General features: G+C 69.6%; 17 protein-coding genes, 1 tRNA gene and 3 pseudogenes. 9 read left to right on the forward strand and 12 right to left on the reverse strand.

Annotated features, from left to right (window positions below):
- Positions 1-125: 125 nt before the first annotated feature.
- The 3 genes from O7595_RS15475 to O7595_RS15485 form a co-directional block, all read right to left on the reverse strand.
- Positions 126-623, reverse strand: a complete 498-nt coding sequence (locus O7595_RS15475) for a phosphoribosyltransferase (RefSeq protein ID WP_269729274.1) — start codon at positions 621-623, stop codon at positions 126-128.
- 13 nt (positions 624-636) lie between these two features.
- On the reverse strand, positions 637-1,212 hold the full coding sequence (gene dcd, locus O7595_RS15480; RefSeq protein WP_093653801.1) for a dCTP deaminase: 576 nt from the start codon (positions 1,210-1,212) through the stop codon (positions 637-639).
- 222 nt (positions 1,213-1,434) lie between these two features.
- On the reverse strand, positions 1,435-1,644 hold the full coding sequence (locus O7595_RS15485; protein WP_269729275.1) for a hypothetical protein: 210 nt from the start codon (positions 1,642-1,644) through the stop codon (positions 1,435-1,437).
- A gap of 388 nt (positions 1,645-2,032) precedes the next feature.
- Between O7595_RS15485 and O7595_RS15490 the strand changes: the two genes are divergently transcribed.
- A tRNA-Gly gene (locus tag O7595_RS15490) sits at positions 2,033-2,106 on the forward strand.
- Between the two features lie 51 nt (positions 2,107-2,157).
- Here O7595_RS15490 and O7595_RS15495 read toward each other — a convergent pair.
- A pseudogene (locus O7595_RS15495) lies at positions 2,158-2,736 on the reverse strand (tyrosine-type recombinase/integrase); the annotation flags it as partial.
- A gap of 93 nt (positions 2,737-2,829) precedes the next feature.
- On the opposite strand from O7595_RS15495, the gene O7595_RS15500 reads away from it, so the two are divergent.
- The 3 genes and pseudogenes from O7595_RS15500 to O7595_RS15510 form a co-directional block, all read left to right on the forward strand.
- Complete coding sequence (locus tag O7595_RS15500) at positions 2,830-3,219, forward strand: hypothetical protein (RefSeq protein WP_269729276.1); 390 nt, start codon at positions 2,830-2,832, stop codon at positions 3,217-3,219.
- A 150-nt stretch (positions 3,220-3,369) separates the two neighbouring features.
- On the forward strand, positions 3,370-3,804 hold the full coding sequence (locus tag O7595_RS15505; RefSeq protein ID WP_269729277.1) for a DUF5959 family protein: 435 nt from the start codon (positions 3,370-3,372) through the stop codon (positions 3,802-3,804).
- A gap of 532 nt (positions 3,805-4,336) precedes the next feature.
- Positions 4,337-4,621 (forward strand): annotated as a pseudogene (locus O7595_RS15510) (UTRA domain-containing protein); the annotation flags it as partial.
- A gap of 56 nt (positions 4,622-4,677) precedes the next feature.
- On the opposite strand, the gene O7595_RS15515 reads toward O7595_RS15510, so the two are convergent.
- A complete protein-coding gene (locus tag O7595_RS15515) occupies positions 4,678-5,190 on the reverse strand; it encodes a hypothetical protein (protein WP_269729278.1) in 513 nt (170 codons plus the stop codon).
- 607 nt (positions 5,191-5,797) lie between these two features.
- On the opposite strand from O7595_RS15515, the gene O7595_RS15520 reads away from it, so the two are divergent.
- On the forward strand, positions 5,798-6,268 hold the full coding sequence (locus O7595_RS15520; protein WP_269729279.1) for an NUDIX hydrolase: 471 nt from the start codon (positions 5,798-5,800) through the stop codon (positions 6,266-6,268).
- Positions 6,265-6,648, forward strand: a complete 384-nt coding sequence (locus tag O7595_RS15525; protein WP_269729280.1) for a hypothetical protein — start codon at positions 6,265-6,267, stop codon at positions 6,646-6,648. Before O7595_RS15520 ends, O7595_RS15525 begins: the two co-directional genes overlap by 4 nt.
- Before the next feature lie 267 nt (positions 6,649-6,915).
- Here the strand turns inward: O7595_RS15525 and O7595_RS15530 are convergent, their stop codons facing one another.
- The 5 genes from O7595_RS15530 to O7595_RS15550 all read right to left on the reverse strand — a co-directional run bounded on the left by O7595_RS15530 (position 6,916) and on the right by O7595_RS15550 (position 10,816).
- Positions 6,916-7,332, reverse strand: a complete 417-nt coding sequence (locus tag O7595_RS15530) for a hypothetical protein (protein ID WP_269729281.1) — start codon at positions 7,330-7,332, stop codon at positions 6,916-6,918.
- 213 nt (positions 7,333-7,545) lie between these two features.
- A complete protein-coding gene (locus O7595_RS15535; RefSeq protein WP_269729282.1) occupies positions 7,546-8,007 on the reverse strand; it encodes a hypothetical protein in 462 nt (153 codons plus the stop codon).
- A gap of 610 nt (positions 8,008-8,617) precedes the next feature.
- Entirely contained in the window at positions 8,618-9,406 is a 789-nt protein-coding gene (locus O7595_RS15540; RefSeq protein ID WP_269729283.1) for a hypothetical protein, read from the reverse strand.
- Positions 9,399-9,749: a hypothetical protein gene (locus O7595_RS15545; protein ID WP_269729284.1), complete on the reverse strand. Its 351-nt coding sequence runs from the start codon at positions 9,747-9,749 to the stop codon at positions 9,399-9,401. The genes O7595_RS15540 and O7595_RS15545 overlap by 8 nt, the downstream gene beginning before the upstream one ends.
- Before the next feature lie 869 nt (positions 9,750-10,618).
- A complete protein-coding gene (locus O7595_RS15550) occupies positions 10,619-10,816 on the reverse strand; it encodes a hypothetical protein (protein WP_269729285.1) in 198 nt (65 codons plus the stop codon).
- A gap of 313 nt (positions 10,817-11,129) precedes the next feature.
- Between O7595_RS15550 and O7595_RS15555 the strand changes: the two genes are divergently transcribed.
- The 3 genes from O7595_RS15555 (at position 11,130) to O7595_RS15570 (ending at position 13,439) form a co-directional block, all read left to right on the forward strand.
- Entirely contained in the window at positions 11,130-11,219 is a 90-nt protein-coding gene (locus O7595_RS15555; RefSeq protein WP_269729286.1) for a potassium-transporting ATPase subunit F, read from the forward strand.
- A gap of 524 nt (positions 11,220-11,743) precedes the next feature.
- A complete protein-coding gene (locus tag O7595_RS15565) occupies positions 11,744-12,727 on the forward strand; it encodes a TrkH family potassium uptake protein (protein WP_269729287.1) in 984 nt (327 codons plus the stop codon).
- Positions 12,720-13,439 (forward strand): potassium channel family protein, encoded by a 720-nt coding sequence (locus tag O7595_RS15570; RefSeq protein WP_269729288.1) that lies wholly within the window; start codon positions 12,720-12,722, stop codon positions 13,437-13,439. Before O7595_RS15565 ends, O7595_RS15570 begins: the two co-directional genes overlap by 8 nt.
- A 27-nt stretch (positions 13,440-13,466) precedes the next feature.
- Here the strand turns inward: O7595_RS15570 and O7595_RS15575 are convergent.
- Together O7595_RS15575 and kdpC are read right to left on the reverse strand one after the other, a co-directional pair.
- Positions 13,467-13,768, reverse strand: a pseudogene (locus O7595_RS15575) (sensor histidine kinase); the annotation flags it as partial.
- 44 nt (positions 13,769-13,812) lie between these two features.
- Positions 13,813-14,466: a K(+)-transporting ATPase subunit C gene (kdpC, locus tag O7595_RS15580; RefSeq protein WP_269729289.1), complete on the reverse strand. Its 654-nt coding sequence runs from the start codon at positions 14,464-14,466 to the stop codon at positions 13,813-13,815.
- Positions 14,467-14,470: the final 4 nt, after the last annotated feature.

The raw sequence follows: 14,470 nt of genomic DNA on the forward strand, positions 1-14,470 counted from the left end.
CCCTGCCTTACGAGGTCGCTGTTGCACCAACAGCGACCTCGTAAGGCAGGGGCCACGTGCGCGACAGGGGCCACGTCGGCGCGCTCGGGGCGCGCTCGGCGGCGGGTGCGCGGCCGCGAGGGCGGTCAGGCGTCCAGGACCTGGCCGCCACGCCGCACGAGGGGCCTCTCGACACTCCACGGGAAGTTGATCCAGTCGTCCGTGCGCTTCCAGACGTACTCGCACTTCACCAGCGACTGCGGCTTCTCGTAGATGACCGCCGACCGCACCTCGGCCACATGGTCGACGCAGAAGTCGTGGACGAGCTTCAGCGTCTTGCCGGTGTCCGCGACGTCGTCGGCGATCAGGACCTTCTTGTCGGAGAAGTCGATCGCGTTCGGGACGGGCGCGAGCATGACCGGCATCTCCAGCGTCGTGCCGACGCCGGTGTAGAACTCCACGTTGACCAGGTGGATGTTCTTGCAGTCCAATGCGTACGCCAGCCCGCCGGCGACGAAGACACCGCCGCGCGCGATCGACAGGACCAGGTCCGGCTCGAAGCCGTCGTCCGCGATCGTCTGCGCGAGCTCACGGACCGCGACACCGAACTTCTCGTACGTCAGGTTCTCGCGTACCCCACTCATTGCGTACCGGCCCTCACACCTGCGTCCGATGGAAGTTCATGAACGACCGCGAGGCCGTCGGCCCCCGCTGCCCCTGGTAGCGGGACCCGTACTTCTCGGAACCGTACGAGTGCTCCGCCGGCGTGCTCAGCCGGAACATGCACAGCTGCCCGATCTTCATCCCCGGCCAGAGCTTGATGGGCAGGGTGGCCAGGTTCGACAGTTCCAGGGTGACGTGCCCGGAGAACCCGGGGTCGATGAAGCCGGCCGTGGAGTGCGTGACCAGACCGAGCCGGCCGAGCGAGCTCTTGCCCTCCAGCCGGGAGGCGATGTCGTCGGGCAGGGTGATGACCTCGTACGTCGACGCCAGCACGAACTCGCCGGGGTGCAGGATGAACGCCTCGTCGCCCTCCGGCTCCACCAGCCGCGTCAGGTCCGCCTGCTCGACGGCGGGGTCGATGTGCGGGTAGCGGTGGTTCTCGAACACCCGGAAGTAGCGGTCGAGCCGCACATCGATGCTCGAGGGCTGCACCATCGAATCGTCGAACGGGTCGATGCGCACCCGTCCCGCGTCGATCTCGGCCCGGATGTCCTTGTCTGAGAGAAGCACGCCCCGAGGATACGCAGAGCGCGCGGGCCCGCCCCAATCGGGCGGAGCCCGCGCGCCCCCACTCGCTCTCGCGCCGCTCCACGCCGGCCGAGTCGGCGTCCCGTCCGGCGGGACCGCCCGGGCGTGCACACCGTCGGCACCACCTCCGGCGTTCCGCCGCTGCGCGCGGGTGGACGCCGCCCCTGACACCGGCCGGGCCCGCACGGGCCCGCCGCGCGCCCGTCAGCGGCTCTGCAGCACCACGGGGACGGCCTGCCGCAACCGTGCGCACCGGGGGCAGCGGATGAGCCGCCCGGGTCCGATCCGGCCGGTACCGAGCTGCTGCATCGGGAACGACGAGGTGGTGAAGACATGCCCCTCGGCACAGCGGACGACGGTGCGCGAGAGTGAATCGCCTCGATCCATCGAGTCCTTCGAGTCCATCGGCTGCATCAAGTCCCTTCCCCGACAAGCTGGATGAGACAGCCACATTAGGGGATCAACAGGACAGCGCTCCACGCGGCACTCCGCCGCCAAAGGTACGCCCCAACGCCTCCACGTCCCAGCCGCATCGGGCACCGCACGAAGGGCCGCGGCCCCCGCGGGCGGACGGCCGTCGACGACCGCCGACCGGCGGTCCGCGGTCGTCGACGGGCACCACGGGCACGACCGGAACGGGACCCGCGGGGGCCGCAGCGGAAGACAGGTGGGCGCGCCCGCCGGCAGTCCGGTCGCCTGCCGAACTGCCGGAAATGCACGGAAGCCCCTCGGGGCAATACACCGAGGGCCTTCGATGGGGTACAGTGTGCAACGCTGCGGCATTGATCAATCAAGCCGCTTCGCGGGTGTAGTTTAATGGTAGAACATGAGCTTCCCAAGCTCAGAGCGCGGGTTCGATTCCCGTCACCCGCTCCAGACAGAAGCCCCAGGCCATCGGCCCGGGGCTTTGTTGTTGTCTAGACCGGATCAGGCGTCGCGTGCCCGTTCCGTGCCCGATGCCTGCTCGTCGGGCACGTCAGCGGCCTTCTCCCGCTCGGCGTGCACACGGGCGTCGATACCGCCGGCTACTTCCCTCTGCCGCTCCAGGTTGGAGTGCTGGTAGATCAGTGCCGCCCGCTCGGAGGACTGCCCGGCGCGGACCATCGTGTCCTTCAGCGTGGCCCCGGACTGGGTCGAGAGCGTATGCCCGGTGTGACGAAGATCGTAGAAGCGGAAGTTCTCCGACAGCCCGACCTTGGCCCGGGCCCTGCGCCACTTCCGCCCGAAGGTCGAGCGCCGGAACGGCTTGCCCTTCTCCCCCACGAACAGCAACCCGTCCTGCGTCTTCTCGGCGTACCAGGCGAGATGCCGCTTGAGGTCCTTCTCCAGAAAGGCCGGCAGGACGAGGAACCTCTTGCCCGCATCGGACTTGGTGTCCCCCGGAGCCCGCCGACCGGTGGTGAGTTCGGGCTCCGCGGTCCGCACCCAGATGCCGACGTTCTCCAGGTCGACGTCCCGACGGCGCATCGCGGCCTGTTCCTCCGGCCGGGCAGGTCCGTAGGTTCCTCTGCGACGAAGCTCCGTTCCTATCTGAAGAAGTCCGCTGTCGAGACCTGGGAGTACGTCAACTGGCTGACTCATGCCAAGAGCGCGATGCGGATGGATGCGGAGATCGGCCTAAAGGCTGTAGAGCACCTGCTGGGCATGTTCACGGCAGCAAGGATGCGGCTCGCGACGGAGGTCAGCCGCTGTGAAGAGTGCGAGTCCTACAGCATCGTCGGGGGAACTTGTTCCCACTGCGGGTGGACGGACGAGTCCTACGAGCCGCCGGTGTACGTTGCCCTGTCAGAGGAGGAAAGAGAGAGGCGTCTTTCGACACCGTGCACACCGAGCTCCGACATCTCTACCTTCATGACTCCTGAGGACCTTCAGCGCTCCGGCAGGAGGGATGCCCGGGCCGTCCCTGGGCCGCCCGAGGGCGCTCAGCAGCGACTAACAGTGACCAACGAGGACCAGTCAGGCACCGAGAATCAGGCCGTTGATCTGTAGAAACCCAGGTCGCCAAGATCCCCGGCAAGACCCAGGGCAAGAAGACAGGTCTTGAGTCATCCATTGAGACGGTCAGCGCGGCAGGCATCGTCAGTGGTGCTGTCTAGAGTGCGCAGCATCAGCGCCGGACCGAACACCCAGGGGTGGGACATGAAGGAGCCTGAGCGGTTCGCACTGCTGCGGATCACCGGGAAGTACGGCGGCAGTGTTGTGGTCGAGTTGAACGACTCCTATGCCCCGGGCATCCCGGACGTGAAGGGGCAACTCCTGGTCCACAACGAGTTCGTGGCCGGTGTCCTCGACACCTATGTGGATCCAAGAGACCTGGCCGGCTGGGCACACGTATTGGACGAGGTCGCCGCGGGGCACGACGCCGTCTGGCGTGAGGCTTCGCGAGTCGCCGAGATCGGCATCCGCCTGAATTGGCGGGAGGACGACCACGATGGGATCACGGTCACCATCGCAGACCAACAGACCACCAGGCTGGCCCTCTCCCTCGAAGTGGACCGCGGCTGGATCGACGAGCAGCGTGCCCTGCTCAAGAGGCTCGGCACCGTCTGGGCGCACCTGATCCCGACGGACTGAGGAGCTTCAGGGGGCAGCCCCAGCCACAGGCGTGGCAGATACAAGGGTCAGCCACAGTCAACGGGCGTGTGTCTTCTTGCGTCAACCCTCACGATGTCAGGAGGCAAGACGCAATCGTCTATCGGGCAATCCAGGCACTGAGCGGGGCAAGCGCCTCAGCCGGGGAAGTCAGCGGACTCGCAGGCGGGGATTTCGCCCTCACCCCGAGCATCCCGTAGCGCGTGCCACAACGTGCCGGTAGCGGCGGTGAACGGCGGTCAACAGGGGCTCCCCGGCGACCCGCCGAACGATTCCCCGCAAGGACGTTCCCACAGGTCAGCGGGTATACAGGCACCCAAGTTCGGAGCGATTCCCAAGCTCAGAGCGCGGGTTCGATTCCCGTCACCCGCTCCAGACAGAAGCCCCAGGCCGAAGGCCCGGGGCTTTTTTGTTGTCTGGACCGCGTCAGGCGTCGCGTGCCCGTTCGGTGCCGATGCCCGATCGTCGGGCACGTCGGCTGCCTTCTCCCGTCGGCGCGAACGCGGGCGTCGACACCGCCGGCACCCTTGTCGTCCTCCCAGAAGGCGGGCCGCACGCTGGGGCGGGCGTCGTGAATCGGATGGCCCGGATTGGCGTCACCGTCAGCCACGCCGATGAACAGCCGGAGGCGCGACAGTCGACCGCCGAGGAGGCATCTCTCCTCGGGTCCGGAAAGCCGCGCTCGTCACGCACATCCGGCGGAGGTACTACAGCGACGAGGGGCGCCCCGTGGCCGGCGGACATCGTCGCACCCGCCGCCCTGGGCGAGATCGTCCAGGAGATTCCCATCAAGCGGTAGAGCCCAGGGCCGGTTTCCTTCACAGGAAACCGGCCCTGATGCGTTGTGCGCCCTCCTCAGCCGGGGAGCTTCGCCAGCTGCGCCTCCAGCAGGGGCCGCGGAAGCGTGTCCGTGATCACCATCATCGTGGTGAGGATGTGGTCGGTGCGGACGACGACGTAGGTCGCGGGACTGCTCACGCCGGAGAGGCTGGTGGTGAACCGGAAGCCGACGGATTCGTCCCCGAGATCCGGGGCCTGGGCCGGTTCGAGGTTCCGGTAGATCATGGGGGCACCGGGAACCTTGAAGCTGCCCGAGCACTCCGTCAGCGCCTTGCGGACATCGTCGAGCGCCGAGCGGGCGTCGTCGCCCTGATGGACAGTCACCCACATCGCCCCGACGGTGGAGCTCAGCTCGCCAGGGCCGCCCGAGAACTCGCGGACGGCCCTGGCGGTCGCGGGGCGCGGCGTATCGGTGAACGCCAGCCGCGCAATGGGGAGGCACTCGTCCTTGTCGGCCCGGTACGCCCCGTCCGGAAGCGAGTCCTCGGTCGGCTCGGTCACCCGGAGGCCGGCAACGGTCCCCATCATGGTGAGCTTCTCAAGGGTGGCATCGGACGGGGAGGGCCTGTCAGCGGGCCTGTCCGCCGTGCCGCTGTACTCGGAGCTGCTGCAGGCAGTAAGGAACAGAGCGGTCGAAAGGGCAGCAGCGATACGGCGAAGGTGCATGAAGAGTGCTCGGTTCTCTGAACGTCGCCTCCGGCGAGAGGCAAGGCAAAGGTGGGCAGGATGTGTTGAGCCTCCGGCGGTGGGGCGCCAGGACGTTCGACAAGCGAAGATCCAAGGCCATAAGTCCCCAGGCGTCAAAGCCCTTGGGGGTGCGGGCCGTCCCCGAGACCTCCGGGACACCGCATTCCTCCGCATCCAGCACCGCCCCGGCCGGTAGCGTCCCTCGGGGGCCTCGAAACGACCGGCATGGCCGTCGCTGACTCCCGATCCGGTTGGAGCTACGGACCGGAAGGTTCGAACCGCCAAGGCCCCGTGCCCGTGGCGCTCGACCGGCTCGGACTCACTCGGCACCATGTCACCAGGCTTCAGGGCCCCGGATCTGCCGATCGATCTCGTCGGCGATCCGGACGTACCGAGACAAGACCCTGCCACGTCCTACGGCGGTTCCCACCGTCCTTCTCTTCCTCCTATGCTCCTGCACATGAGCACGGGTTCCCCGCGGCACAAGTCAACGCCACTGCACTCCGTGTCCGTGGCGGGCGCGGTCATGCGCGAGGACGGCCGGCTCCTCGCGATCCGCCGGGCAGACAACGGGACTTGGGAGCTGCCGGGCGGAGTCCTGGAGCTCTCCGAAACGCCGGAAGACGGTGTGGCCCGCGAGGTCCGGGAAGAGACCGGCATCCGCGTCGAGGTGGACCAGCTCAGCGGCGTCTACAAGAACACGACGCGCGGCATCGTCGCCCTGGTCTTCCGCTGCAAGCCCTCCGGGGGCACCGAGCGCACCTCCGACGAGTCGATGGCGGTCGCATGGCTCACGCCGGAAGAAGTCGCCGGGCGGATGTCCGCGGTCTACGCGATCCGACTGCTCGACGCCCTGGACGACGCACGACCTCACGTCAGGAGCCACGACGGCCGGCAGCTGCTGGAGGCATCGGCATGACCAGCAATACCGGACTCCCCAGGCCCAGACCACTGCGCGAACTGAAAGACGTGCACGACTACCTCGACGATGTTCGCCTCCGGCCAGGGATCTACGTGCGAGGCCGTTCCCTCCTGCACCTCCAGTCGATCCTCTACGGGTACAGCGTCGCCTGCGAGATCCACGGGGTTCCTGTGGTGAACGACTTCGGTCACTGCGGGCCGTTCAGCGAGTGGCTCTGGCCCCGGCTCGGCATGGAGTACTCCAGCGCGCTCGGCTGGGCCGTCGAGATCGAACGGGCGAGTGAAGCAGCGGGCGTTGAGCCCCTGGACATGTTCTTCGGCCTCTTGGACGAGTTCCGCGCTGCCCGAGCCACAACCGCCAACCACACCGCGCGGTAGGAGTTTCCCCACTCGATCACGGCCCGCGCACGGCGCGGGCGCCCGCCGCCTCTGCGGCGCGCTTCCAGCTGCGGGGATGACCAAGCCCTGCGCCACCGCTGTACCGACCGGATGCTGACCCGCAGGTCGTGAGCAATGAGCGCAGTCTCCGTCGCACAGGACGAACCGCCCGGCCGCCTCCATCGGCAACTTCTCGCGGAAGTCCCGCCGTTCGTCGGTCACCCCGCGCCCTTGCGCATACCTCATGCAGTCGGCACAGCGCAGGGATCATGAGGCGTCAGCCTCTACGACACCACGCTTTGAAGGTCGGTAAGCGGCTGTGACCTGCTCCACGACCGCATCGAAGTACGGCCATCCGTCCACTTCGATCACATCCCTGGATTCGAAGAGGTCCAAGGTCGGCGCAGCCGCATCCAGCAGGCGCCGGACTGTTCCGGGTTCATAGAGATTGAGGTGGCTGCGATCCGGGAGACGCACCAGGGCCCCGGAGTCGAAGTAACAGTTCGAGATGATCCGGGCTGAGTCCGGACGAAAGACCAGAGCCAGTCGGCGCCGCGTGCCCTCGGGGTAGAGGGACAGCGTAAGGCGGCAGTCCTCGTAGGCAGACTTCACCCGCTGCTGCACCGTCCAGCGCCAGGTGGTGTCGTCCACGACAAGGCGGCGGAGGCGGCGGTCGTTCTTCATCAGAACAACTTAAGGGAGCGACCCGGTATGGGTATCAGTGTTTACACCTCGCCCCCGGTCAAAGCGAAGTACAGCAATCACCGCACCCCCAACTGACCGCCAGTGGTCCTCAATACCGAATCGGACGCCCCCAGTGCTGAAGCGTCAGCGTCTGCATCCATTCCGCTGCCCGCAACACATCGCCGAGCAGCGCGAGTCCGGCCACTGCGGCGATCACGCTCCACACCATCGCGGCGACCTCCTCCCGCGTCGGCCGCCGACCCCTCCGAGGGCATCGGCCAGCCGCTCCCTGGCCCGGGGCGACAGGCCGGCGACCCCGCACACGAGGGAAACGGCACCGACCACCCCCGTGATCCCCGAAATCATCACGACCTCACCGAAACCGTGCTGCTGGTACCCGCCGAGGACGACCGTACGGACTTCCGTCTCACGGCCGGCCCGCCCACCGGGCCAGGACAGGCGGGCGTCCAGATCCGTCAACGACCCGTCGTGCGCGAGGAACACACCCGAGCAGGAGGTGCTCTCGCCTCCCCTGCCGCTCGGTTCCAGGTGACACTCGCGGGCCGTGAACACACCTGAGACACCGGTCAGGCCCGCGGCGGAGGCCCCGACCACGCCCATCACCCCGACGACCATCAGCAAGAAGACCGCCGCACAGCACGACAGGAAGCGCACGAACGGATGGAGGCGGGTTCCCCTCCCGCGGATCGCCTCCCTCAGCCACGCCCCCCGCCGATCGGGACTGCGCTCCCGTGACGCTCCCCGGACAGGCGCTCTGTACGAGGAACTCCCACCACGAGCGGCCTCCCTGCGCCGCCGGGCCTCACGCCTGCGGACCGCCTTGCTCCGCGACCTCGCCACAGCCGATCCCCTCCGCCCCCATGGTCCGTACCGGAGCAACCATGGCATCCACGTTCCGTAGGAACATTGCCCGCCTCCGGCAAACCTGAAGTCCGAAAGCCGACTCCAGGGCCCCGGCTCCCGTCGGGCGGCCCGGCCGGCCTCGTGCCGAGTTCGGGGTGTCGTAGCCGGGCAGGACGAGACCATGCGTCGCGCACGCCGAGCGCGGCGGCTCGGTGTGCTGCACTGTGGTGGCGGCAACCCGCCTCATAGCAGATGCGGCGGCGGTACGAACAGGACCGCGGCCAGGAGACGTGGCCTCATCCGCGGAAGCGCCCAGGTCAACCGGCCGCCGAAGGGGAGCATCTGACGGCGAGCCGTACCGGGGGCGGCGTGCCACCCTGCACCACCCGGTCCCGAACCCGGCCGAGCGAAGCGCTTCCCATCATCGGTCCCGGAGCGCCGGGGCGGCATGTCGGCCCCGGCCCCGAAGCTCGCGTCGGCGCACGAACCACCAGACCACGGGCAGCAGAACGAGCCAGACGGCCGTCTGAAGCGGGACGCCGGTGAGGCCCCCCACGATCATGGCCGGTACAGCGCAGAGCATCGCGCCGAACGCCGCCTTGCCGTGCACCACCAGGAGCCGGGGCAGCCCTCGTTCCCCGTAGCGGCGCGCCCGGGTGAGCACCCGGCCTCCGGCGTAGGCGGTGAAGACGCCGGCCGACAGCAGGGCCGACCCCACCGCGGTGGCGAGTTGCGGCTCGCCCACCGGGGTGTCGGCCGTCTGCTGGGACCGGCCGTCCTTGGCCACCGCGACCGAGTAGTCCCGCCACCGCGTGACGGTCACGACATCACCCGGCCGCAGGTCCTCGAGGAGGGGACCAGGGGCGCCCATGTCGACGTCGCCCGAGACCTCGCGCGGGCCCCTGAGGGTCACCGAGAACTCGTCGTACCTGGCTGCTTCCTTGATCACTGTGCTCACGACCGTCGCCGTCACGTCACGGAGACAGCCCTCGACCACGCCTGCGGCAGCGGGACACGGAGACGCGGCGGCAAACGCCCGCTCGTCGTCGAGCAGCTCGGGCACCACTCCCAGGAGGACCGCTCCCGCCAGCAGGGTCACCCCGAAGCCGAGAAGAGCCGTGCACGCACCCCATGCCCGGTGCCAGACCGTACGCCGACGTACGGAGGCCGGAGCCGTCGGCGGCTCGAGGCGCGGCGGACCGTCACACATTCCGCCTCCCCGCTCGAACCGCCCTGGTCCCTGTGATCGCCGTGAAGACGACGGCCACCGAAGCCCCCAGCCCGATGGCGAGCGGGTCCGCCACGCCTCGGCCCACCACCGGCCGCGGGAGCGCCACAGCGCCGAGGACGACGACGGTACCGGCGAAGACACCAGCGACCCGGTCCTGACGCCGCCGGAACCAGTGCACGAGCACCGTCATCACCGCGACGGCGACAGGCGGCGAGGGCTCGCCGCCGATGGACAGCAGTACCCCACCCAGGCCGCACACCGCCCAACAGCCCGCGAGCGCCCACACCGCCTCAGGCGAGGTGACCCTTCGACGCCCCGTCATCGTCCCGGCCCCCTTCCGTCGCCCCGCCGGCCGCGCCGGAAACCGTCGGCCGCCTCTCACCACGCCGTCGCGTCCCATGGACGGAGGGGCGCCAGAAGAGGAGGAGGCAGAGCATCGGGCCGGCGACGCGGCAGAAGCCGGCTGCCCAGGGCTCCGGCGTTCCGGTCAGGCCGTACACACCGCTGCTTCCCATGCCGATTCCCAGGAGAACGAAACAGGCTGTCCTGCAGCGCACCGCCCACCGCGGGCCACGAGCCACCCACGCGGGAGCCCGATCGGGGTGACGCCACCACTCCCGGGCGGCCCACGCCACCAGCGGCCCGAAGAGCAGCATGAGGACATCGCCGAACATGTCCCACAGCCGGTCCATGTCCCCCTCCTTCGGTCACGCCTGTCTCCGAGCCGCGATGCCACCGGGGAACGCACTGACCACATCGTCCAGCGCCCGAGAAGAGGCCCGCCGCCCCAGCAGTGAAGCCGCAGCCGGGATGAGTGCTGCGAGTCGGCGAACCGGGAGTGCAAGGCTGCCCTGCCCCGCGACCTCGCCGCAGCGCTTCCCTCTCCGCTCGCTGCTGGGCGGGAAGAGCATCCCATCCCGCACCGCGGAACACACTGCCGGGTTCCGGCAGCATTGGCGCACGCAGGCGCACGGCGCGGCCCGCTGATGCGGCCCCCTGCGGCCTCGCTTCACCGAGTCGACCGACACGAGGCGGCCAAATGACCGTTCTCGCGGGTCGGGCGAGCGGCGGCGCCCTTGCGGATGCGGCAGCAGCTGGCGTCGCGCCGGCGCAGGTCGATGCCGCTCATCCGGGTCTGTGCGCCGGACTCGACGGAGCGGGGGGCGGCCGGTTCGCCCTCGGCAGGGGCGGTCAGGCCGCACTGCCGCTGGGCGAGGGTGTCGACGGAGCGGCCTTCGGGGTCTCGTCGGCGAGGACGGCGAGCGCGCCCGCCTCGGCGAGGACGACGTCGAACTGCTTGAGGTCGGTCGCGGCAGCGGCCTCGGTCGCCTCCCGGTCGACGTGCTTCCCGTACCGCCGGCGCGCAGGCGCAGCTCGGCGGTGTCGCACCGCGCCTGGCGCAGCGTCTCGGCCTGGGCCGGCCTCGGCCCTCGGCGAGCCCTGGCGCGGCCCGCGGCGAGATCGGCGCGGCACTGAGCCCGAGAGAGGGAGCCCAGGGGCTTCCCGGCGTGTCGTCCGCCTTTCGCGTACCGCTTTGACGGTGCTCTGGCCGGATCGTGCCGAACCGCGCCAAAGCGGCGTCAGAATCGTTTGCGCTGACGGAAGAAGGACGTCGACGCTCCCCGTGTGCGGGTGGCACGGGCGGTTTCCTGAGGCGGTCGGATTCGCGGGGCAGCCCGCAGCACAAGGGAGTTGATCGCTCGTGAGCGAGGAGAACTGGGTCGGCCTCGTGGTGGCCCTGTCACTGGTCGGCTATCTGGCGGCGGCCGTGGTGCGTCCGGGGAAGTTCTGAGTGCCTCTCCGAGGGACGCCTCATGCCGCCCGCCGTCCGGCCCGGAGTGTCCGGGTAGGGTGACCGCCGCCGGTTCGTTGACGGGTTCGACACGCCCCCGGCCATGGAGCGGTGAACCGAGGGAGGCCGGCGGGTGGCTGGGCAGCTGACGAGAGTGCGGCGGTCGCTGTTCGCCGTGCACCCCGCCCGGACCCTGGTCATGGCCTTCGGTGCGGTGATCCTCCTGGGTACGTCTCTGCTCATGCTGCCGGTGTCCTCCCAGGAGGGCGGGGCCACCGGGTTCGTGACGGCCCTGTTCACGTCCACCTCGGCGGTGTGTGTGACCGGTCTGGTCGTGGTGGACACCGGCACGTACTGGAGCGGGTTCGGCGAGGGCGTGATCCTCGCGCTGATCCAGGTCGGCGGCTTCGGCATCATGACGATGGCCTCGCTCCTCGCGCTGCTCGTCTCGGGCAAGCTTCGGCTGCGGTTGCAGCTGACGGCTCAGGCGGAGACGAAGAGCCTGGGGATCGGCGACGTGCGTCGTGTCCTGCTCGGCGTCGCCGGGACCACGCTCGCCGTGGAGCTCGCGGTGGGGGGCCTGGCTCGCGCTGCGCTTCCGGTTCGGCTACGACCGGTCCATCGCCGAGTCCGCGTACTCGGGGCTCTTCCACGCGGTGTCGGCGTTCAACAACGCGGGCTTCGGCCTCCACGTCGACAGCATCACCCCGTACGCGCAGGACCCCTGGGTCACCCTGCCGATCGCCTTGGCGGTCATTCTCGGCGGGCTCGGCTTCCCCGTCCTCCTCGAGCTGATGCGGCACCGGACCCGCCGCAGACTGACCGGGCGGCGCACCTGGACCCTGCACACCCGGATGACCCTGCTGACCACGGCGGCCCTGCTGCTGACCGGCACGGTGTTCACCTGCCTGCTGGAGTGGACCAACGCCGGCACGCTCGGACCGTTCGACTGGGACGAGAAGCTCCTGAACGGCTTCTTCCACTCCGCGATGAGCCGCACCGCCGGGTTCAACGCCGTCGACATCGGCGCCATGCACGCCTCGACCCTCCTGATGACCTGCACATTGATGTTCATCGGCGGCGGCAGCGCGGGTACGGCCGGCGGCATCAAGGTCACCACCTTCGCGGTGCTGGCCGCCGCGATCTGGGCGGAGGTGCGCGGCGAGCCGAACTCCACCGTCATGGGCCGGCGCCTGGCCCCGCACGTGCTGCGCCAGGCGCTGACCGTCGCCCTGCTGGCGGTGGGACTGGTGATCGCGGCCACCCTGGCCCTGCTGACCGTCTCCTCGGCCCCGATGGAGGCGGTCCTGTTCGAGGCGGTGTCCGCGTTCGGCACGGTCGGGCTGTCCACCGGCATCACTGCGGACTTCCCGGACAGCGGCAGGCTCGTGCTGATCCTGCTCATGTTCGTCGGCCGACTCGGTCCCGTCACCCTGGTCTCCGCGCTCGCCCTGCGCGAGCGGACCCGCCGCTACCAGCTACCCGAGGAGCGACCCGTCATTGGGTAACTACTTGCACAACCTGCGCCGCCGTCGCCGCAAGCGGCTCGCCCAGCAGTACCCCGAGATGGGCGACCAGCGGGTCGCCGTCATCGGCCTGGGGCGTTTCGGCAGCTCCCTGGCCCTGGAGCTCACCCGGCGTGGCTGGGACGTGCTCGGGATCGACACCGACCAGCAGCTCGTCCAGCGCCACAGCGACACCCTCACGCACTCCGCGGTCGCCGACTGCACCGACCCGGAGGTCCTGCGCCAGCTCGGGGTGCACGAGTTCACCAGCGCGGTCGTCGGCATCGGCACGGACATAGAGGCCAGCATCCTGATCGCCTCCAACCTCCTGGAGGAGAACGTCCCCAACATCTGGGCGAAGGCGATCAGCCGTCAGCACGGTCAGATCCTGGAGCGGCTCGGGGTCCACCACGTCGTGCTGCCGGAGCACGAGATGGGCGAGCGGGTGGCCCACCTCGTGACGGGCCGGATGCTCGACTTCATCGAGTTCGACGACGACTACGCCCTGGTGAAGACCGTCACGCCGGACAGCGTCACGAACACTCCGCTGGGCAGGAGCGGGGTGCGGACGAAGTACGGGGTGACCGTCGTCGGGATCAAGCGCCCCGGCGAGGACTTCACCCACGCGACCGCCGAGACCGTGGTGATGAAGGGGGACGTCATCATCGTCACCGGCAAGACGCGCGCTGTGGAGGCGTTCGCCGAAATGAGCTGACTCGGCTCGGGCGGCCGGCACGGCTCGGGTGGTCGCCTCCGCCGGCGGCTTCGGACGGACCGGCTGGTGGGACGGTGTCCTGGGCAGTGCGATCACCGTGATCAGCCCGCCCGCCGGGGGGCGTCATCGGCCGTGACGGTGCCGCTCATGGCCTCGACGAGTCCGCCGGCGACGGCGAGGCGAGCCCTGCACCGGCGCCGCGCGGCGCGTCGCCGTACCGCTGGAACGGCTCGAAGACCCCGTCCGGCCTCGTCGGGGACGCCGGGGCCGCGGTCGACGACACGCGGTTCCGCGCGGTCGCCGATCGCTCCGCCCGACACCAGGTCCGGGGGAGTCCCGGCCCGACGGTGCCCAGCGGTCTGCCGACGGGACCTCAGTGTGCTGCCAGGTCCCTCAGCGCGAGATTGAGCCTGAGGACGTTGACGTGCGGCTCGCCGAGGAAGCCGGCTGTGCGGCCCTCGGTGTGATCGTCGACCAGCTTCGTGACCTGCTGCTCGGACAGGCCGTTGGCCCTGGCCACCCGCTTGGTCTGGATCGCCGCGTACTCCGGGGAGATGTGCGGGTCGATAGCGGAGGCCGAGCCGGTGACCGCGTCCTTGGGGACCTCGGACTCCGTTACGCCGTTGAAGGCGGCCACGGCCTTCCTGGTGTCGCCGACCAGCTCGGTCAGCGTCGGATCGGACGCGCCGAGCTGGCTGGAGCCGGTGGACAGCGGGTCGTAACCACTGTTCGACGGGCGCGGCTGGAACCACTTCGGGTCCGGCCGCGCGACCTCGTCCTCGTCGTCCCCCGTCGTTGAATCAGATGCTGCCCTCTTCGGCAGGTCCCAGGTCTGGCCGATGAGCTCGGAGCCGACCTCCTTGCCGTCGACCTTCACGATCGAGCCGTTGGCCTTGTCGGGGAAGAGACCCTGGGCGATGCCCGTGACCGCGAGGGGGTAGAGGACGCCGGTCACGACCGTGAGGACGAGCAGCATGCGCAGCGCGGCCCAGGCCAGGCGTCCCGTGTTCGCTACGGAGTTGTTCATAGCC

This window comes from Streptomyces sp. WMMC940 (assembly GCF_027460265.1).
In the GTDB taxonomy this organism is placed as follows: Bacteria; Actinomycetota; Actinomycetes; order Streptomycetales; family Streptomycetaceae; genus Streptomyces.